We start from the raw sequence: 19,496 nt of genomic DNA, 5'->3' as shown, positions 1-19,496 counted from the left end.
GGGTCGGCTCACATTGAGCGCAGCGAAATGTGAGACGGGGTGGGGGGTGACAGTCTCTCCACCGAGGCAGTGCCCGTGTGGAGAGATCACCCCACCCCGCTCGCGCTGCGCGCGATCGACCCTCCCCCTCCAGGGGAGGGTGAAGAGACGCCGCGCTAAAACGGCAGCCCGGTGTAATTCTCCGCGAGCAGACGCTGCGCCGTCTCGGACGAGAGCAGGTAGTCGAGCTCCGTCTGCTGCAGGCGGTCCTCATATTCGATCCGGTCGGGGAAGCGGTGCAGCATCATCGTCATCCACCAGGAGAAGCGTTGCGCCTTCCAGATCCGCGCGAGCGCCTTGGCGGAATAGCCCTTGAGACCGGCATCGTCGCCGCTCTGATAATGCGCGAGCAGCGCGTGATAGAGATAGTAGATGTCGGATGCGGCGCTGTTCAGCCCGCGCGCGCCGGTCGGCGGCACGATGTGCGCGGCATCGCCGGCGAGGAACAGGCGGCCATAGCTCATCGGCTCGGCGACGAAGCTGCGCAAGGGCGCGATGCTCTTTTCGATCGACGGACCGGTGATCAGGCGGCCGGCGACCTCGTCCGGCAGGCGGCGCTTCAGCTCTGCCCAGAACGCGTCGTCGCTCCAGTCCTCCACCTTGTCGGTCAAAGGCACCTGAATGTAGTAGCGGCTCAGCACCTGCGAGCGCAGCGAGCACAGCGCAAAGCCGCGCTCGTGCTTCACGTAGATCAGCTCGGGCGATACCGGTTTGGTGCGCGACAGCACGCCGAGCCAGCCGAACGGATAGACCTTCTCATATTCGCGCAGCACGTCTTTCGGGATCGACTTGCGGCTGACGCCATGGAAGCCGTCGGCACCGACGACGTAGTCGCAATCGACGCGAAGCGTCTGCCCATTCGAGCGATACGTCACATAGGGCCGATCCGACGTCAGATCGTGCGGCGTGACGTCCTCGGCATTGTGCACGACCTTGCCGCCGACCCGATCGCGTGCCTCATAGAGGTCGCGCGTCAGCTCGGTCTGGCCGTAGACCAGGACCGAATTGCCACCGGAATGCTTGTGCAGGTCGATGTGTGAGAGCACGCCGTCATGGGCGATCTCGAACCCGTTGTGGATCTCGCCCTCGCGGTCCATCCGCTCGCCGCATTGCGCCTCGCGCATCAGCTTCGCAAAGCCGTGCTCGAGCACGCCGGCGCGGATCCGGGCCAGCACGTGATCGCGGCTGTATTTCTCCAGCACGATGGTGTCGATGCCCTTGAGGTGCAGGAGCTGGGACAGCAACAGCCCGGACGGCCCGCCGCCGATGATACAGACCTGAACTTTCATTTTTGCGTCCTCCCGTCGGCATTTTTTTGCATACGTTAAGCCGCAAACCGATGGAGGGTTTCGCCTTTGTCTTGTACTATTCGAACATGAGAAGCGCGGCCCCCGCCCCGGCAATCCGGGTCTACAATCTGTTCGGCGAGTCCGGCGATCTGCCCGATGTCGTGCATTGCGAGACGATCGCCTCGCGTTCGGTGCTGCACGACTGGACGCTGGCCGTGCACCGCCATGCCCGGCTGCACCAGGTGCTGCTGATCGAGCGCGGCGGCGGCGAGGCGACGCTCGACGGGCGCGTGGTGCCCTTGAAGCCGATGCAGATCGTCAACGTGCCGGTCGGCCACGTCCACGGCTTCCGCTTCGTGCCCGATACGCAAGGATGGGTGTTGACCATCGCCGCGGAGATTCTCGACGAAGCGCTGCTCGCCGCCGAGGGCCTGCGCGGTGCGCTGTCGCGGTCGGCCGTGGTCCGCGGCACGCCGCAGATCCGCGCCACGATGAAGCAGATCTTCGCCGAGCACGCCGCGCGCGACTTCGGCCGTGCGCATGTGCTCCGCTCCTTGTCGTCGGCCATGATCGGGCTGGTGGCACGCGCGCTCACGGGCGAGAACGGCGGCAACGGTACCGCGGAAAGCGGGTTGTTCCGCCGCTTCGAGGCGCTGCTGGAGCAGCATCATCTGGAGCGCTGGAGCGTCGCCGACTATGCCGAGGCGCTGTCGGTGACGCCGACGCATCTCAACCGGATCACGCGGGCGGCGACTGGCGACACCGCCTCGCATCTGATCCTCAACCGCCTGATCCGGGAGGCGCGGCGCAATCTCGTCTACACCAACCTGCCGGTCTCGACGATCGCCTACGCCCTCGGCTTCGACGACCCCGCCTATTTCAGCCGGGTCTACACCGCCGCCACGGGCGTCTCACCGCGCGCCTTTCGCGCCCGGCTCCATGACGGCGAAGGCTGACGCGCGACGGAACCGCGATGTCTCCCGTTGCCACTTACCTTCGTATATGGCGTCCAATCCTTTGGATAGAAACCCTTTACCTCCGTACAATTGAGCAGGGGATGCGCACGCTCTAGCGTGACTGCATTCGGCGCCCTGGCGCTGGTGGCATGGAACCTCCCTAACCTCGGCGCAAGGCGGCCAACCGTGTCCGGTCGTCTGCGCCGCCTTTTCAGCGAGGCCATCGGCGCGCTCAAGTATTTCCAGCCCATACGTCGGGCCATTTCGGCTGGATGTCGGCTGTCGCATCGAACTGGGGATTTCTGCACAATGTCTTCGTTCGGGAAGATCGCGCTCTTTATCGACGGCTCCAATTTCCATGCCACCGCCAAGGCGCTCGGCTTCGAGATCGACTACAGGCGCCTGCTCAACGAATTCCAGAGCCGAGGTACGCTGCTCCGGGCCTTCTACTATACGACCATCATAGAGGATCAGGAATATTCGTCGATCCGCCCGCTGATCGATTGGCTCGACTACAACGGCTACACCGTCGTCACCAAGCTCGCCAAGGAGTTCATCGACGCCACCACCGGCCGCCGCAAGGTCAAGGGCGCCATGGATGTGGACCTTGCCGTGAGTGCAATGGAGCTGGCCCAGCACGTCGATCAGATCGTGCTGGTCTCGGGCAATGGGGATTTCCGTCCGCTGGTGGAGGCCCTGCAACGCCGCGGCGTCCGCGTGACGGTCGTCTCCACACTCTCCACTCAGCCGCCCATGGTCGCCGACGACCTGCGCCGGCAGGCGGACGTATTCATCGATCTGGTGGAGTTGAAACCAAAGGTAGGACGCGATCCACCCGATCGGCCGGGATCGCGCGAGGTACGGCCGCAATTCCTCGCGCGCGGAACGATCAAGCGCGACGACCGGGTAGAATGATCGGAGGACGGCCGCCCGGCACCTCACACGTCGAAGAACACCGTCTCCTCCGGCCCCTGCAGATTGATCGTGAAGGAATACACTATCTTGCCGGCACGCGCGCTGCGGGTTGCGATCAACGTCTTGCGGCGCACCGGCTGTTCGATCAGGTTGAGCACGGGATCGGCGGCGTTGGCCGCTTCCTCGTCCGAGAAGTAGAGCCGCGTGTTGAGGCCGATGTTGATGCCGCGCGCGACGATCCAGACGTTGACGTGCGGCGCGCATTTGCGCCCCGTCCTGTCGGTGATCGCGCCCGGCTTGATGGTCTCGAAGGTGACGAGGCCGCTGTCGAAGTCGGAGCCGGCGCGGCCCCAGCCGCGAAACTCGTCCTCCAGCGCGCCGGCGGAGCGATCGGCGGGGTGGTTGTAGCGGCCGGCCGCATTGGCCTGCCAGATCTCCAGCAGCACGTCACGCAGCGGCGTGCCGGTGCCGTCGAGCACCTTGCCCTCCAGCGTAATGCGCTCGCCTTCGGTGTTCGGCGTCACCAGCACGTTGGAGAAGTTCTTCTCGAAGATGTCGAAGCCGGCCATGGCCGGGATCAGGCCGATGTGGACGTAAGGCCCGGCGGTCTGCGAAGCGGTTTCCTTGAGGTAGTTGAGCGGCTGCGGCATGGGCTTAGTTCCCCGCGGTGCGATTTTCGAAATAGGTGGAGCGCTGGCCGCGCAGAACGATGTCGAAGCGGTAGGCGAGCGAGTCGAACGGCGTCGAGGCGTTGAGGTCGAGCGGCGCCACGAGGCGGTCGAGCGCATCCTTGTCCGGGATCGTCGTCAGGATCGGGCAGACCGGGATCAAGGGATCGCCCTCGAAATACATCTGCGTGATCAGCCGCTGCGCAAAGCCCGAGCCGAATACCGAGAAATGGATATGGGCGGGGCGCCAGCTGTTGACGTAGTTGCGCCAGGGATAGGGGCCCGGCTTCACGGTGCGGAAGTAATAGTAGCCGGTGTCGTCGGTGAGCGCGCGGCCGCAGCCGCCGAAATTGGGATCGATCGGCGCCAGATAGGTGTCCTTCTTGTGCCGGTAGCGGCCGCCGGCATTGGCCTGCCAGAACTCGACCAGCGTGTTCGGAACGCCCCGGCCGGTCTCGTCCAGCACGCGGCCATGGACGATGATGCGCTCGCCAACGGGATCGCCGTCCTTGGCGTAATTGCGGATCAAATCGTTGTCGAGCGGGCCGAGATCGTTGTGGCCGAACACCGGCCCCGTGATCTCCGAGATCGAGTTCTCCAGGGACAGCAGCGACTGGCGCGGCGAGCGCAGCACCGAGGACTTGTAACCGGGCGCATGCGCCGGCGGATGGATCGCGCGGTCGCGCTGGAAGAAGCCGCCGTCGCCGAGCGGCGGTGTCAAGGGCTCGGGACGGTTGAGGCGGGGATCCCGCAAGGCTGGCGCCTGGGCATTCATCGGCGTTGTCTCTCCCTTCGAGCCCGGTATCGGGCCGGCTTATCGGGAGATCATGGGCCGGACTATTCCACAGATAAATAGATCGATTATAATATATTGCATGAAGGAAATCGATCATTTGGCCCTCGACGGTCACGCCCTCGAGCTGTTCCTCGCCGTGCTGGAGGAGGGTTCGGTCACGGCGGCGGCGACGCGGCTCGGCCTGACACAATCGGCCGTCAGCCACGGGTTGAACAAGCTGCGGCGGATTGCCGGCGATCCGCTGTTCGCCAAGTCCGGCCGCGGCATCGTCGCGACGGCCCACGCGCAGGCCCTGGCCGGCAAGGCACGCGCGCTGATCGACGAGATGCGCAGCTTCGCCGGCGGCGTCAGCTTCGAGCCGCCCCGCGCGCAGCTGTCGTTGACGATCGCGGCCAACGACTTCCAGCGCGACCTGCTGCTGCCGCGATTCTTCGATCATGTCGCCGCACAAGTGAAGAGCCTGAATCTGCGCGTGATCCCCTCGCAATCCCCCTCGCCCGCGATGCTGCGCGAGAACCGCTGCGACCTCCTGATTTCGCCGCTGCCGCCCTCCGGCGTCGACATCGTGCAGAAGCGGCTGCTGCGGGATCACTACGTCTGCTACTACGATGCAAAGGCACGTGCTGCGCCGGCCAGCCGCAGCGCTTACCTCGCGGCGCGTCACGTCACCGTGGTCTATACCGACAATGAGCGGCTCGACTTCGACCGCCGGCTGGCAGCGAACGGGCTGCACCGCGACATCGCGATCTCCGTGCCGAGCTTCTCCGGCGTACCGTCGTTCCTGCGCGGCTCGCAGATGCTGGCGAGCATGCCTAGCCTGCTCGCATCCGGCGTGATGCGCGGCTTTGCCCAAACGCCGATCCCGCTGGCGTCCCGCACGAAGACCCTGGCCGAGCTGCCGATGTTCATGGTCTGGCACCAGCGCTACCAGAAGGACCCGGCCCACCGCTGGGTCAGGGGCCAGCTCGAGGCCGTCGCGGCGACGGCCGCCAAGTTCTGACCGGCCGTTCTCATGTCATGATATCAGGTGCCGCGCTCCGCAAGACGGCCCTTCCCAAATCCACTGGTTGCGCAGGGGGAGCCGCGCTAAAATCCCCCCATGACAGTGACCGACATTGCGAGCCGGACCTACAATCACAGCTGGCGGCTGGATCCCATCATCCGCAGCCTGCTCGATACCGACTTCTACAAACTATTGATGTTGCAGATGATTCGGGAAGATTACCCGAGTCAGAAGGTGACCTTCTCGGTCATCAACCGCTCGCGCCATGTGCGGCTCGCCGAGATCATCGACGAGGGCGAGCTGCGCGCCCAGCTCGACCATGCCCGCACCATCCGCTTCAGCAAGAAAGAGCTGATCTGGCTGGCCGGCAACACCTTCTACGGCAAGACCCATATGTTCTCGGCGGATTTCATCCGCTGGCTGGCGGAATTCCGCCTGCCCGAATACGAGCTGCGCAAGGTCGAGGGCCAGTACGAGCTGCATTTCCACGGCCCCTGGACCCACACCACGATGTGGGAGATTCCGGCGCTTGCGATTCTCAACGAGCTGCGTTCACGTGCGGCCATGAAGGGCCGCGGCCGCTTCGAGCTCGACGTGCTCTACGCCCGCGCCAAGGCCAAGCTGTGGACCAAGGTCGAACGGCTGCGCCAGCTCGAGAACCTGCGGCTCTCCGACTTCGGCACGCGCCGCCGCCACGGCTTCCTCTGGCAGCGCTGGTGCGTCGAGGCGGTGAAGGAAGGCCTGGGCCCCTCCTTCATCGGCACGTCAAACGTGCTGCTCGCGATGGATAACGATCTCGAAGCCATCGGTACCAATGCGCACGAGCTGCCGATGGTGGCGGCCGCGCTCGCCAGGGACGACGAGGAATTGCGCTGGGCGCCCTACCGCATTCTCGACCAGTGGCGCCAGACTTATGGCGGCAATCTGCTGATCGCGCTGCCCGACGCCTTCGGCACCAAGGCGTTCCTGCGCGATGCACCGGAATGGGTCGCCGATTGGACCGGCTTCCGCCCCGACAGCGCGCCGCCGATCCAGGCCGGCGAGGAGATCATCGCCTGGTGGCAGAAGCAGGGCCGCAACCCCAAGGACAAGCTGCTCGTCTTCTCCGACGCGATGGACGTCGGCTCGATCGAGGACACCTATCGCCACTTCACCGGGCGCGTGCGGCTCTCCTTCGGCTGGGGCACCAATCTCACCAACGATTTCGTCGGCTGCACGCCGGATGGCTCGATCAGCCTCGACCCGATCTCTCTGGTCTGCAAGGTCTCGTCGGTCGACGGCCATCCGGCCGTCAAGCTCTCCGACAATCCGGAGAAAGCGACCGGACTGCCCTCGGAGATCGAGCGTTACCTGCGCGTGTTCGGCGACGCCGGTCGCGTGCGCAAGCCGGTGCTGGTGTAGGCCACACGTCCACGGAGAGCGTGTAGCGCCCCTCCGCCGCTACGTCGTCATTGCCAGGAGCTCTTGCGACGAAGCAATCCAGATTGATGCCGCGGAGGCAGGCTGGACTGCTTCGCAACGCTCGCAATGACAAGCCATTGGTTCGCGATATCGCATCAGCTCCGATTTCGCGGCATTTGAAACGATCTGCGCGCATCCGCGTCACATTACCTTCACCGTCCGTCACAATCCCCAGCACTTTTCAGCTCGAGTTAAGCAACCACCGCGTCTACTTTGCGTTGCAGGCGCAACGCCCCATAGGGCGCGTCGATCGATTTGGGGACTAATGTGTTTCGCAGAACAGCGGCGGCGGCGGAGGGCGGCAACCTCCTTCACGTCATCAAGCTCGTCTCGCCTTTCGTGATGGTCGTCGTGCTGCAGGCGGCGATCGCGGGATTCAGTCTCGAGGTGATGTCGTCGGTCCGCGCCTATGTCGCCGGCGAAGCACTCTGGTCGCGCTCGCAGAAGAACGCGGTCTATTTCCTCAATCTCTATCTGCATTCGGGCGACCCGAGCCAGTTCGCGCAGTACCAAGCCTCGCTCGCCGTTCCCATCGGGGACGAGTTCGCACGCTGGGCGCTGGAGCGCGATCCGGTCGACGTCGAGACCGCCCGCATCGGATTCCTGCAGGGCGGCAACCATCCGGACGACGTGCCGGGGCTGATCTGGCTGTACCGCTACTTCAACCGCGTCAGCTTCCTCCAGGAAGCGATCCAGGAGTGGAGAGCCACCGATCCGATGTTGCTCGAGCTCAGCGTCTTCGGCGAGCTGATCCGGTCGGAGCTGGCGAACGGCCCCATTCAAGACGATCGCGCGCAATTCCTGTCGGCTCGGCTCTCCGAACTCAACACCCAGTTCACGGTGCATGCCAAGCGTTTCTCCACCGTCCTCGGCGAAGGGTCCCGGGCCATCAAGCTGGCGCTGACGGGCATCAACATCCTCACCGCCGCGGCGCTGATCCTGCTCCTGATATGGCATACGCGACGGCTGGTGCTGCAACGGCAGGCGTTCGAAAACGCCTTGCATGCCGAGAAGGAGCGCCTGGCCTGGCAGGCTTCGCACGACTGGTTGACCGGGCTCTCCAACCGGCGCGCCTTCGAGGCGCGCCTGCAAACCGAGCTGGACAATGCCGCAGCGGATACGCTCGCCCTCATCCTGCTCGACCTCGACCAGTTCAAGAGCGTCAACGACAGCTGCGGCCACCTCGCCGGCGACCGCCTGCTCTGCCAGGTCGCGCGCCTGCTGCAGCAGGACCGGCACGCGCATGATCTGGTGGCCCGGCTCGGCGGCGACGAATTCGGCCTGATCCTTCCGCGATGCTCGCCTTTCGATGCCGTCGACATCGCCGAGCGTTTGCGCCGGTCGCTGGAGCTGTTTAATTTCGCCTGGGACGACCGTTGCTTTGCCGTGACCGCCAGCATCGGCGTCGCCTGCATCGGCGAGCGCAACACCACGCTCGAGGATGCGATGCGTCGCGCGGACGCCGCCTGCTACCGCGCCAAGGAGAAGGGACGCAACCGCGTTCAGGTCGAGAGCGGGCGGCCGGACGTCGTCGTCGTTGCGCCACGCCCGCGCGAAGCGGTCGCGGTGCGAGGCTGAGGCGGAACGGCCCCAACTACGTTTCAGGATGATGTCGACGCCGCGTCAGCCTGCTGCGATCCATTGCGCATGTCGTTGGGCGTCATGCCGAACCGACGCCGAAATGTGCGATGGAAGTGGGACACATCGTTGAAGCCCGAGAGACCCGCGATATCGCTGACCTTGCGCGATCGGTGGGAGGAATCGCGGAGCAACCTCGCGGCGCGGATCAACCGCTGTTCCAGCAGGAATTCGGAGAACGTCGTGCCTGTCCGCTCGAACAGAATCTGCACGTAGCGCGTGCTGGCGCGATTACGCTGAGCAACCTCTGACAGGTTGAGGTCACCGTTGCCGAGCCGCGCCAGGACGTCGGCCTTGATCGCCTCGAGGCGCGCCGCGGCCAACCCGCGATCACTGGCAAGCGCGGTCTCGTCACGGCCGGTGCCGAGCGAAAGCACCACGAGGTCGATCAGGTGCTGAGCCGAGGCCATCCTTGCCATGGGGTCGAGACTATCGGCATTCTCGATCGCCAAGTCGTAGTACCCCTGCATCAGTGCCTTGATGCCGGCCTTCGGCCTGAGCGGCCGGGCAATCAGATCCTCGGCCCGCGGGCAGAGTTCGAGCAGAGACCTGCGATCGACGAACAACGACCTGAAGCGCCCCTCTGCGAGCTGCGACACATGCGCACCGACATGGGCCGCATCAGCCAGACCGATGTCCGTTGCGGCAAGATCGAGCGTCCTTTCGGCGACCGCAATTCGCATCGGCGCATCTGCAGGCAGCACCAGGGCGAGCGCATGCTCCGGGTCGACCTTGGTGGCGACGAACCGCATCGGCGTCGCCGTTGCACCCGTCATCCTCACATGCGGGAGAGACAACGCGGTGACGTTACAGCGCACAGCCCCCGGCGCGAGCGGAACGGCGTCTCGGGTCATCACGCGGCGGCAAAACTCCTCGCGCCAGCGGCCATAAGCGGCGCCGACCGGCTCACCGACATAGTCGAAACGCCGCACGGCCGCGCTTGAACCGGTCTGCACTACAATCCCCTCTTTGTTCTGCGCGAGTTTCGGCCAGGTGGCTCTTGCATGCAATCGCGATCTCGACGGGAGTTCGCCTCAGGCCATACGCGATTGCGCCCCGGGTCACGCCCCGGCCCTGGGCGGCCTACCCGGCAGGATACCAAGGCCGGCGAGATGAACGTCGAGAAATTGGTCGATCTGCTGGCGCAGCATCTGCGACGGCACGGCCACCATGCGCTCCTCGAGGCCGAGCGAGATGATGCCGTGCACGGCGGAAAACAGCGTGCGCGACAGCAGCGCGATCTTCACGTCGTCCGCATCCGGCAATAGCCGCACCAAAGGCGGATGCATCAGCGCGAACGCATCCATCACCATCTGGAGGATGTCGTCGGGATAGGGGCGATCGTCCTCCATCCGATGCTCGAACAGGGAGCGCAGCAGATTGGCGTGCGCGGCGAAGAAGTCGAGATAGGTCCCGGCGAGCCCATAAAGCTGGCGAACCGGATCCTCGGCGGGAACACCCCGGAGCCGGGCCGTGAGCGCCTGAACCGTCTCCCGGTTCACCGTCAGAATGACCCCGTCGAAGTCGCCGAACTCGTTATAGACGCTGCCGACCGAGCACCCTGCAGCCTCGGCAACATCCCGAACTTTCAACGATCTCAGCCCCTTAGCGGAGATGATGCCCCGGGCGATCTCGACGATCTGGAGCCGGCGCCGAATTTTTTTTTGGTCGCGCAGCGATTCTTCTTGAACATTGTTCATTTTCGAGCTACTCATGTGAACATTGTTCAATTTAGCCTGGAGACCTGGAAAATGCAAACCCTTGCTGTCGATATCGCCGCCACCTTCGTCGATGACGCCGCCGCCCTCGCGACCGGGCTCGGCCGGGCCCTGCTGCGGTTCGCCATGGCGCCGGTCAATCGCATCGCCAATGCCTGCGACGTCGCGGGCGTGCTCGCCGAGCGCCGGGCGACCTTCCGGCTGTGGCGGACCAATCGAGCCCGGGCGCGTCAGGAGCGGCGCCGGTTCAGCCTGCTCGGCCGCTTCTCGCCGTTTCGCCACCTCGCCCATCTCACCTGAGGCGCGCACGCAGGTCGGCTCGAATGCAAGCGCCGCCTGCAAGGATGGACTTAACCATGTCCGGACGGGCGTGGCCGATCCGGCGGATTTCGACGATGCGGGTCAGCTTTTCCTTCATCGCCCGGCGCCATATCCGGGCGAGCGAGGCCGCTCCGCCCGGCCCTCGACCGGATATTTGCGAACCTAACCATGCCGATTGGAGACCAACAGGATCGGAGGAACCGAGGGGACAGAGCAGGCCAGCAACTTGGTTGCCGCGCAATCGTTCGCCCTATGCTTCCGGTCGTGACGTTTCACAGACAACCTAACAACCTCAGTCTGCCTTGCCAAAACAGGACCAGTCATGATCAGGGAATTGATGTCGTCACGCCGCTTCGCGCCGCTGTTCTGGGCGCAATTCTTCTCGGCGCTCAATGACAACGTGCTCAAGAACGCGCTCGTCATCATCCTGCTCTACAGCGCCGCGACGAGCCATGGCGATGCGCTGGTGACGGTGGCAGGCGCCGTCTTCATCTTCCCCTACTTCATCCTGTCCGGGCTCGGCGGCCAGCTCGCCGACAAATACGTCAAATCCCTCGTCGCAAGGCGGCTCAAATTCGTCGAGATCTTCGCAGCCTGCTTCGCCGCTGCCGGCTTCTTCCTGCATTCGGTGCCGCTGCTGTTCGCGGCGCTCGCGCTGTTCGGCACCATCGCCGCGCTGTTCGGCCCGGTGAAATACGCGATGCTACCGGACCAGCTCGAGCTCGGCGAGCTCGCGACCGGCAACGCGCTGGTCGAAGGCGCAACCTTCATGGCGATCCTGCTCGGCACCGTCGCCGGCGGCCAGTTCGTGGCCGGCTCCGCGCATATGGGCTGGGTCGCATCGGCCGTGGTCGCGCTGGCGGTGTTGTCCTGGGCGTTCGCAACCCGCATTCCACAGACGACGCCCTCCGCGCCTGACCTGCCCGTCGATGCCAATCCCTGGACCTCGACGGTGAGCCTGCTCAGGACGCTTCGTGCCGACCATCGCCTCTGGGACGGCACCGTGATCGTCTCCTGGTTCTGGCTGGTCGGCGCCATCGTGCTGTCGCTGCTGCCTGCCCTGGTCAAGGACGTGGTCGGCGGCACCGAGGGCGTGGTGACGCTGTGCCTTGCCATCTTCGCGATCGGCATCGCGATCGGCTCGCTGTTTGCCGCCAGCCTCAGCCACGTTCGCCCGAACCTCGCGCTGGTCCCGATCGGCGCCATCATCATGGGATTTGCGGGCCTCGATCTCGCCTTTGCGATCGGCGTGGCCGCCAAGGGGCAGGACATCACCGCGCTCGGCTTCGCGACCTCGTTCGCCGGCCTGCGCATGCTGGCCGACTTCGTCGCCTTCGCCTTCGGCGGCGGCCTGTTCGTCGTGCCGTCCTTTGCCGCGGTCCAGGCCTGGTCGCAACCTTCCGAGCGCGCCCGCATCATCGCCGCGGGCAACGTGCTGCAGGCCGCCTTCATGGTGGTCGGCTCGCTGTTCGTCGCGCTGTTGCAGGCGGCGGGCCTCCATATCGGCTGGATCTTCTTCGGCCTCGGGCTCGCCAGCTTCGGCGCGGTGTGGTTCGTGCTGACCAAATGGGGCAAGGAAGGCGTGCGCGATGCCGGCGGGCTGCTGTTCCGCGCGCTGTTCCGCACCGAGATCCGCGGGCTCGAGAATCTGCCGCCTCCGGGAACGCGCATGCTGATCGCGCCGAACCATGTCAGCCTGATCGACGGTCCGCTGTTGCACGCCGTGTTGCCGATCGACGCGAGCTTTGCGGTCGACACCGGCATCGCCAAGGCCTGGTGGGCCAAGCCGTTCCTGCGCGCCGTCAAGCACTACACCATGGACCCGACCAAGCCGCTGGCCGCGCGCGACCTGATCAAGCTCGTCGCCGCGGGCGAGCCCGTCGTGATCTTCCCGGAAGGACGGATCACCGTCTCGGGCTCGCTGATGAAGGTGTATGACGGCACCGCGATGATCGCGGACAAGGCCGACGCCGTGGTCGTGCCGGTCCGGATCGAAGGCGCACAGCGCTCCTATCTCAGCTATCTCAACTCCAGCCAGATCAAGCGGTCCTGGTTTCCGCGCGTGACGGTCACGATCCTGCCGCCGGTCAAGCTTCCGGTCGACCAAACGCTCAAGGGCAAGGCACGGCGCAACGCCGCCGGCGCCGCGCTGCAGGACGTCATGATCGACGCCCTCGTCAAGAACGCCATGCTCGATCACACGCTGTTCGAAGCGCTCGGACACGCCTATCGCGACCGCGACACCGGCAAGGTCATCATCGAGGACGCGCTCGGCACCAAGCTGACCTATCGCAAGCTGATCCTCGGCGCGCAGGTGCTGAGCCGGAAGCTGGAGAGCGGCACCGCGATCGGCGAGAATGTCGGCGTGCTGCTGCCGAATTCCGCGGGCGTCGCCGTCGTCTTCATGGCGCTGCAGAACAGCGGCCGGGTGCCGGCGATGCTCAACTTCTCGGCGGGGCCAGTCAACGTGCTCGCCGCCATGAAGGCCGCGCAGGTCAAGACCGTACTGACCTCGAAGGCCTTCATCGAGAAAGGCAAGCTCGACAAGCTGATGACCGCGATCTCGGCCGAGGCGCGCGTGGTCTATCTCGAGGACGTCCGCACATCGATCGGCATCGCCGACAAGATCAAGGGCCTGCTCGCCGGCACCACGCCGCGCGTGCCGCGCCAGGCCAACGATCCTGCCGTCGTGCTGTTCACCTCGGGTTCGGAAGGCACGCCGAAGGGCGTTGTGCTGTCCCATCGCAACATCCTCGCCAACGCGGCGCAGGCGCTGGCGCGGGTCGATGCCAATGCCAACGACAAGGTGTTCAACGTGCTGCCGGTGTTCCACTCGTTTGGTCTCACGGGCGGGATGATGATGCCGATGCTCGCGGGCATTCCGATCTACATGTATCCCTCCCCGCTGCACTACCGGATCGTGCCCGAGCTGATCTACCAGACCGGCGCCACGATCCTGTTCGGCACCGACACGTTCCTGACCGGCTATGCCCGCTCGGCGCACGCTTACGACTTCCGCACCCTGCGCCTCGTCATCGCCGGCGCCGAGGCGGTCAAGGACCGCACGCGGCAGGTGTTCATGGAGCGCTACGGCATCCGCATCCTGGAAGGCTACGGCGTCACCGAGACGGCGCCGGTGCTGGCGATGAACACGCCCATGGCCAACCGTCCCGGCACCGTCGGACGTTTGTCACCGCTGATGGAAAGCCGCCTCGATCCGGTCCCCGGCATCGAGGAAGGCGGACGCCTTTCGGTGCGCGGCCCGAACGTGATGCTCGGCTATCTCAGGGCCGAAAATCCCGGCGTGCTCGAAAAGCTCCCCGACGGTTGGCACGACACCGGCGACATCGTTTCGATCGACCCGGCCGGCTTCATCACCATCAAGGGCCGCGCCAAGCGCTTTGCCAAGATCGCGGGCGAAATGGTCTCGCTGTCGGCGGTCGAAGCCATCGCGGCGACGTTGTGGCCGCAGGCCGGCTCGGTCGCGGTCTCGATCCCCGACCAGCGCAAGGGCGAGCGCATCGTGCTGCTGACGACGGAGAAGAATGCCGAGCGCAGCGCGATGCAGGCCCAGGCCAAGGCGATCGGCGCCTCCGAGCTGACGGTGCCCGCGGCGATCATGGTGGTCGACAAGGTGCCGCTGCTCGGCACCGGCAAGACCGACTATGTCACGGCCACGACGATGGCCCGCGAGCAGGCATCCCCGCCGGAGCGCGAGGTGGCGTGAGAGGTTCCACGACGGACGGCGCGGGTCACGCTGCCGTCCGTCGCTCCTGCGCGTAACGCACCAGCGCGGCGAAGCGATAGATGCCGTGCACGAATTTGCCGTAGGGCATGGTGATGAACAACGCGAACACCGCGCCGAGATGCAGCGCCAGCAGCGGTCCCATCGCGCCGGTCTCGCGCAGCACCAGCAGCAGCATTCCGGTGAGGCCGGTCAGGAACAGCATGGCGATGAAACCGACATCCATGCCGTAGCTGAACTCGTCGAGCAGCGCGGGGTCGCGCCGCATCTTGGCGGCGAACAGGCCGATCGGCCCGACGATCAGGCCGATGCCGCCGAGCGTGCCGAGCACCACGGGCAGGTCCCACCACGGATAGGGCGCCTCGCGGCCGAGCAGATAGTGATAGAGCGTCGCAACCGACGTCGCTGCAAAGCACAGCAGGAAGCCGTAGAAGGTCAGGTGATGATAGAGCTTGCGCCGGTCGGTGGGCTTGTCATCCTCGTTGTAGCAGCCGACGCCGCCGCCACGGAGATAGCGCAGCTCGCCGGCGTCGCGGATCGCCTGAAAGATCGAGCCGCCGTCGGCACGGTTGCCGATCGGTGCGCCGATGTCGCGCCAGAAGGCGCGCACGCTCATGACGAGGGCGAGGATCGCGTAAAGGAATACGGCGCCGAACAGCGCGACCATCGCGTTGTGCGGCATCAGCTTGTAGAAGGCGCCGGGCCCGGTGTGCACGCCGAACAGCACGCTGCGGTCGTTCAGGGCGACAAAGCCGAGAATGAAGGCCGCCATGCTGAGCGCGGCGGTGATGCTGATGACGAGGCCGTTGCGTGCGAAGACGCCGGATAGCCCACGCGGCCAGGCATAGGCCGCATAGGACTCCGCGCGCGCAACCGCCAGCGTCTTGGGGACGTTGACGTTGAACTCGTGCGGCGGCGAGAACTGGCAGTCGACATAGCAGGCGCCGCAGGAATGGCAGAGATTGGCGAGATAGTTGAGATCGCCGTCGGAGAAGGCGCGGCGCATCTCCATGGCGGGAAATACCGCGCACAGACCCTCGCAATAGCGGCAGGAATTGCAGACCGTCATCAGACGGTCGGCTTCGTCCAAAATCCTAGTTCCGTGCATGTTTCGCCGCTTCCCGTCCTGCGATTCGCCCGAACACGCTGCCGATCGTCATGCCCATGCCGGCCGCATAGCCCTTGCCGAGCACATTGCCGGCCATGATCTCGCCGGCCGCGAACATGTTGGCGGACGGCTTGCCGTCCTTCATCAGCATTCGCGCCTCCTTGTTCACGCGCGTGCCGAGATAGGTGAAGGTGATGCCGGGCCGCACCGGATAGGCGAGAAAAGGCGGCGTCTCGATCCGGCGCGCCCAATGCGTCTTGGGCGGCGTGATGCCCTCCGTCACGCAATCATCCAGAATGGTATGGTCGAAGGTCCCGGGCCGCACCGCGGCGTTGAACTCGGTGATGGTTTTTTCCAGCGCCGCGGGATCGAGATCGAGCTTGCCGGCGAGCTCGGCGACCGTCTGGCCAGCGATCGGCGGAAACAGCGTCGGCATGAAGCTGGTCACGACCGTGGAATCGAAGACGATGTAGGCGATCTGGTCGGGCTGCGCCGCAACCAGCCGGCCCCAGATCGCGTAGCGCTTCGGCCAGATGTCCTCGCCCTCGTCGTAGAAGCGCTGGGCATGCTTGTTGACGACGATGCCGAACACCACGGAGTCGTGCCGCGTGATGATGCCGCCGTCGAATTTCGGCGCGCGGGCATCGATCGCGACCGCATGACATTGAGTGGGATCGCCGACCTCCTGCACGCCCTTGTCGAGCAGCATCTTCAGGATCGAGCCGCGATTATAGGGCGTGCCGCGGATCAGGAAGTTGTCGGCGGCCTCGCCCCAATATTGCTTCAGCCATTCGATGTTGGCCTCGAACCCGCCCGCTGCAGCGACCAGTGACGTCGCGCGGATCTCGGTCTCGCCCCTGATCGGCCGCTCGAGGCGCGCGGCCAGGAACATGCCGTCCTCGATCACGAGATCGGTGACCTCGGCGTCGTATTCGACGGCGACGCCGAGCCGTTCCGCGGTCAGATACAGCGCGTTCAGCATCGCCCGGCCGCCACCGAGGAAGAAGGAATTGGTGCGACCGAGGCTGAGCGTGCCGCCGAGCGAAGGCTGCCAGCGCACGCCCTGCTTCACGATCCAGTTCAGGATGTCCTTGGATTCGCGAATCATGTGGCGCGCCAGCACCTCGTCGGTTTGCCCGCCGGTGACGCGCAGCAGGTCCTCCCAGAACTCCTCCTCGGTGTAGGGGCCGGTCAGGATCTCGGTCGCCGCATCATGGGCACAGCGCATGTTGCGGGTGTGGCGGGTGTTGCCGCCGCGATAGAATTTTGGTGCGGCCTCGAGCACCAGCACCGAGGCGCCGCCGCGCCGCGCGCTGATCGCCGCGCACAGGGCCGCATTGCCGCCGCCGATCACCAGCACGTCGTATTTGCTGCTCATCCCGTCCGCCCGATGCGGCCAAATTGGAGACATTCTTCCCGCAGGCGGCCTCGAACGCCCTGACCCGCCATTGCGCACTTTTGTATACAAAGATATACAATAATGATGCAAGCGGCATCTCTGCATAGGCAGGGTACGCATCGAGGGACAATGGCCAGGCGTCCGGCAAGCTCAAGTGGAACGATCGCGCGCGGCGGCGGCGTTGCGCTCGGCGAGGCCGTGTTCCGCTCGCTGTGCGAAGCGCTCCAGGCCGGCAGCTACCGCGCCGGCGACCGGCTGCGCGAGGAAGAGGTCGCCCAGCGGCTGAAGGTCAGTCGCACGCCGGTGCGGGAAGCGCTGGGCCGGCTCGCCGCGCGCGGCTTCGTCGCGCCTGCCGGCGGCCGCGGGCTGATCGTCCGCAATCTCGACATCTCCGAGGTGCTCGAGCTCTACGCCATGCGCGAGATCATGGAAGGCGCCGCCGCGCGTCTCGCCGCCGAACACGCTTCACCGCCGGAGATCGACGCGCTCCGCGATATCGAGCAGGCCTTTGTCGAGGCGACTGATGCCGCCGAAATGGCAAGGCTCAATCGCGCCTTCCACGAGACCATCTGCCGCGCGGCGCGCAACCGCTATCTCGACAACGCCTCGCGGGAATTGCAGGACTGGATCGCCCTGCTCGGCCCAACCACATTCACGGTCTCAGGCCGTCCCAAGACGAGCCATGGCGAGCACCGGGCGATCATTGCAGCCATCGCCGCGCGCGATGGCGACAAGGCCGAGCAGCTGGCGCGCGCGCATATCCGCGAGGCGCTGCGCTGCCGGCTGAAATTGTTGCAGAAGCAATAGGCCGATCGCCGACGCGATCACGCCTCGAACACTCGTATCAGCAGCCAATATCCGCCCAGAAGACCGATCCCGCCGGACATGGCGTACACCAGCCGCGTCGCCCGCGCTGGCTCCTCCCGGCCGACCGCGGTCAGCCTGTCCAACAAGCCGAGCGCCGGCAACATCAGCGCGACGATCGCGATCTGCCCGATCTCGACGCCAACATTGAAGGCAGCCAGCGCCGGCACGATCGCATCGGGCGGCAAGCCGATCTCGCGAAGCACGCCGGCGAAGCCGAAGCCGTGGATCAAGCCAAACAGAAAGGCCACACGCCAGCGCCGGTCGACATCGCGCGAAAAGAAGTTCTCGACGGCGACGAACACGATCGAAGCCGCAATCGCGGGCTCCACGATGCGGCTCGGGATGACCAGGACGTTCAACGCCGCCAGGGACAAGGTCAACGAATGAGCGACGGTGAAGGCGGTGACGATCTTGACGACCGGAACGAGCTTGCGCGCCCACAAGACGATTGCAACCAGAAATGCGATGTGATCGTAGCCGAGGAAGATGTGCTCGATGCCTGTCACGAGATAGCGCTGCGCGGTCGAGACCAGCGACGGCGGCGCCGTGGAGAGCGTGACCGTCGTCGTGGCCGAGTCGAGCAAGGCCTGCGTCTCGGACCTGCCCTGCGCGATCAGCACCACCTGCCGCGCGGTCCTGTCTTTCTCCGTCAGCACGGTGGAGCGATAGATGATATCGCCGGCAGCGTCGGCACAGACAAAGCTGTTGCGATAGACGATGCCGTCACCGTCCGCCAGGATCGCTGCATTTCCGGCGGAGCATGCCCTGGCACCTCCTGTAACAGCCAGATGCTTGACCATATAGGCGAGGATCGCGGGCGTGGCCGCTTCGACGGCGGCGGGATCGACCGCGTCCCGTCTCGCATCATAAAGCTTCGTGCCGATCAGGCGATCGACATCACTGCCCTTCAATCCGAGCTCGGTGCTCACCGTGCGATCGGGGCTCAGCGCGACCCGTGCCGTGACCAGGTTGACCTCATGTGCCCCTGCCGGAAGAGCAATGCCGAGCAGCACCGAGAGACCGGCCAGAAGCAGCCGCCTCATGATCCCACTCCATCGCGCTCACGCCAGCACATCCGCCACGACCGCCTTCAGAACATCCCGCACATCGGTGGGCTTCAGCCGGACCTGCAGGCCGCGCTGGCCGCCGTTGAGATAGACGAGATCATGCGCGATCGCGCTCTGCTCGATCACGGTGCCGACCTGCTTGCGCTGCCCGAACGGGCTGATGCCGCCGACCTTGTAGCCGGTGACGCGCTCGGCCTCGGGCGGCTTCATCATCTGCGCCGACTTGCCGCTCGCCGCCGCCGCCAGCTTCTTCATCGAGACCTCCTGGTCGGACGGCACGACCACGCAGACCGGCCTGCCGTCGACAAGCGCCATCAGCGTCTTCAGGACGCGCGCCGGATTCTCGCCGAGCGCGGCCGCCGCCTGGAGCCCGATGCTCTCGGCGTCGGGATCATAGTCGTAGGTGTGCACGGTGAAGGCAACACCGGCGGCCGTGAGTGCGCGGGTGGCGGGGGTGACTTTGGACATGGACGGTATTTACCACCGTCATTGCGAGGAGCGAAGCG

Annotated in this window: 17 protein-coding genes; 7 read left to right on the top strand and 10 right to left on the bottom strand. The window is 65.5% G+C overall.

Annotated features, from left to right (window positions below; translation table 11 throughout):
- Positions 1-155: 155 nt before the first annotated feature.
- Positions 156-1,328, bottom strand: a complete 1,173-nt coding sequence (gene pobA, locus AC24YW_RS17645) for a 4-hydroxybenzoate 3-monooxygenase (protein ID WP_487483907.1) — start codon at positions 1,326-1,328, stop codon at positions 156-158.
- 50 nt (positions 1,329-1,378) lie between these two features.
- Between pobA and AC24YW_RS17640 the strand changes: the two genes are divergently transcribed.
- The gene (locus tag AC24YW_RS17640) at positions 1,379-2,284 is read left to right on the top strand and encodes a helix-turn-helix domain-containing protein (RefSeq protein ID WP_487483906.1); all 906 of its coding nucleotides are present in this window, start codon (positions 1,379-1,381) and stop codon (positions 2,282-2,284) included.
- Positions 2,285-2,593: 309 nt separating this feature from the next.
- Positions 2,594-3,199, top strand: coding sequence for a LabA-like NYN domain-containing protein (locus AC24YW_RS17635; protein WP_487484218.1), 606 nt, complete (start codon positions 2,594-2,596; stop codon positions 3,197-3,199).
- 23 nt (positions 3,200-3,222) lie between these two features.
- Here the strand turns inward: AC24YW_RS17635 and pcaG are convergent, their stop codons facing one another.
- Both pcaG and pcaH read right to left on the bottom strand, forming a co-directional pair.
- Positions 3,223-3,849 carry a protocatechuate 3,4-dioxygenase subunit alpha gene (gene pcaG, locus AC24YW_RS17630; RefSeq protein ID WP_487483905.1) on the bottom strand — a complete coding sequence of 209 codons (627 nt, stop codon included), beginning with the start codon at positions 3,847-3,849 and terminating at the stop codon, positions 3,223-3,225.
- Positions 3,850-3,853: 4 nt separating this feature from the next.
- Positions 3,854-4,642 (bottom strand): protocatechuate 3,4-dioxygenase subunit beta, encoded by a 789-nt coding sequence (gene pcaH, locus AC24YW_RS17625; protein ID WP_036026596.1) that lies wholly within the window; start codon positions 4,640-4,642, stop codon positions 3,854-3,856.
- A 100-nt stretch (positions 4,643-4,742) separates the two neighbouring features.
- On the opposite strand from pcaH, the gene AC24YW_RS17620 reads away from it, so the two are divergent.
- The 3 genes from AC24YW_RS17620 (at position 4,743) to AC24YW_RS17610 (ending at position 8,705) form a co-directional block, all read left to right on the top strand.
- Positions 4,743-5,663 carry a LysR family transcriptional regulator gene (locus tag AC24YW_RS17620; RefSeq protein ID WP_487483904.1) on the top strand — a complete coding sequence of 307 codons (921 nt, stop codon included), beginning with the start codon at positions 4,743-4,745 and terminating at the stop codon, positions 5,661-5,663.
- Between the two features lie 99 nt (positions 5,664-5,762).
- On the top strand, positions 5,763-7,067 hold the full coding sequence (pncB, locus tag AC24YW_RS17615; protein WP_487483903.1) for a nicotinate phosphoribosyltransferase: 1,305 nt from the start codon (positions 5,763-5,765) through the stop codon (positions 7,065-7,067).
- Positions 7,068-7,394: 327 nt separating this feature from the next.
- Positions 7,395-8,705, top strand: coding sequence for a GGDEF domain-containing protein (locus tag AC24YW_RS17610; RefSeq protein ID WP_487483902.1), 1,311 nt, complete (start codon positions 7,395-7,397; stop codon positions 8,703-8,705).
- A 23-nt stretch (positions 8,706-8,728) separates the two neighbouring features.
- Here AC24YW_RS17610 and AC24YW_RS17605 read toward each other — a convergent pair whose 3' ends face one another.
- The 3 genes from AC24YW_RS17605 to AC24YW_RS17595 all read right to left on the bottom strand — a co-directional run bounded on the left by AC24YW_RS17605 (position 8,729) and on the right by AC24YW_RS17595 (position 10,901).
- Positions 8,729-9,721: a helix-turn-helix transcriptional regulator gene (locus AC24YW_RS17605; protein WP_487483901.1), complete on the bottom strand. Its 993-nt coding sequence runs from the start codon at positions 9,719-9,721 to the stop codon at positions 8,729-8,731.
- Between the two features lie 105 nt (positions 9,722-9,826).
- Complete coding sequence (locus AC24YW_RS17600; RefSeq protein WP_487484217.1) at positions 9,827-10,465, bottom strand: TetR/AcrR family transcriptional regulator; 639 nt, start codon at positions 10,463-10,465, stop codon at positions 9,827-9,829.
- Positions 10,466-10,775: 310 nt separating this feature from the next.
- On the bottom strand, positions 10,776-10,901 hold the full coding sequence (locus AC24YW_RS17595) for a hypothetical protein (protein ID WP_487483900.1): 126 nt from the start codon (positions 10,899-10,901) through the stop codon (positions 10,776-10,778).
- Positions 10,902-11,126: 225 nt separating this feature from the next.
- Between AC24YW_RS17595 and AC24YW_RS17590 the strand changes: the two genes are divergently transcribed.
- On the top strand, positions 11,127-14,531 hold the full coding sequence (locus tag AC24YW_RS17590) for an acyl-[ACP]--phospholipid O-acyltransferase (protein WP_487483899.1): 3,405 nt from the start codon (positions 11,127-11,129) through the stop codon (positions 14,529-14,531).
- A 25-nt stretch (positions 14,532-14,556) separates the two neighbouring features.
- Here AC24YW_RS17590 and tcuB read toward each other — a convergent pair whose 3' ends face one another.
- Both tcuB and tcuA read right to left on the bottom strand, forming a co-directional pair.
- On the bottom strand, positions 14,557-15,657 hold the full coding sequence (gene tcuB / locus AC24YW_RS17585; protein ID WP_487483898.1) for a tricarballylate utilization 4Fe-4S protein TcuB: 1,101 nt from the start codon (positions 15,655-15,657) through the stop codon (positions 14,557-14,559).
- Positions 15,644-17,035, bottom strand: a complete 1,392-nt coding sequence (gene tcuA, locus AC24YW_RS17580) for an FAD-dependent tricarballylate dehydrogenase TcuA (RefSeq protein WP_487483897.1) — start codon at positions 17,033-17,035, stop codon at positions 15,644-15,646. The genes tcuB and tcuA overlap by 14 nt, the downstream gene beginning before the upstream one ends.
- Before the next feature lie 150 nt (positions 17,036-17,185).
- On the opposite strand from tcuA, the gene AC24YW_RS17575 reads away from it, so the two are divergent.
- Positions 17,186-17,863, top strand: a complete 678-nt coding sequence (locus tag AC24YW_RS17575; RefSeq protein ID WP_487483896.1) for a GntR family transcriptional regulator — start codon at positions 17,186-17,188, stop codon at positions 17,861-17,863.
- 17 nt (positions 17,864-17,880) lie between these two features.
- On the opposite strand, the gene AC24YW_RS17570 is transcribed toward AC24YW_RS17575, so the two are convergent.
- Both AC24YW_RS17570 and ybaK read right to left on the bottom strand, forming a co-directional pair.
- Positions 17,881-18,966 carry a HupE/UreJ family protein gene (locus AC24YW_RS17570; protein WP_487483895.1) on the bottom strand — a complete coding sequence of 362 codons (1,086 nt, stop codon included), beginning with the start codon at positions 18,964-18,966 and terminating at the stop codon, positions 17,881-17,883.
- Between the two features lie 18 nt (positions 18,967-18,984).
- Complete coding sequence (gene ybaK, locus AC24YW_RS17565; protein ID WP_487483894.1) at positions 18,985-19,458, bottom strand: Cys-tRNA(Pro) deacylase; 474 nt, start codon at positions 19,456-19,458, stop codon at positions 18,985-18,987.
- Between the last annotated feature and the right edge of the window lie 38 nt (positions 19,459-19,496).

The sequence above is a fragment of the Bradyrhizobium sp. USDA3516 genome, from assembly GCF_057651995.1.
Note: the sequence above shows the minus strand (reverse complement) of the source record. Positions and strands in the feature narration are given on the sequence as shown.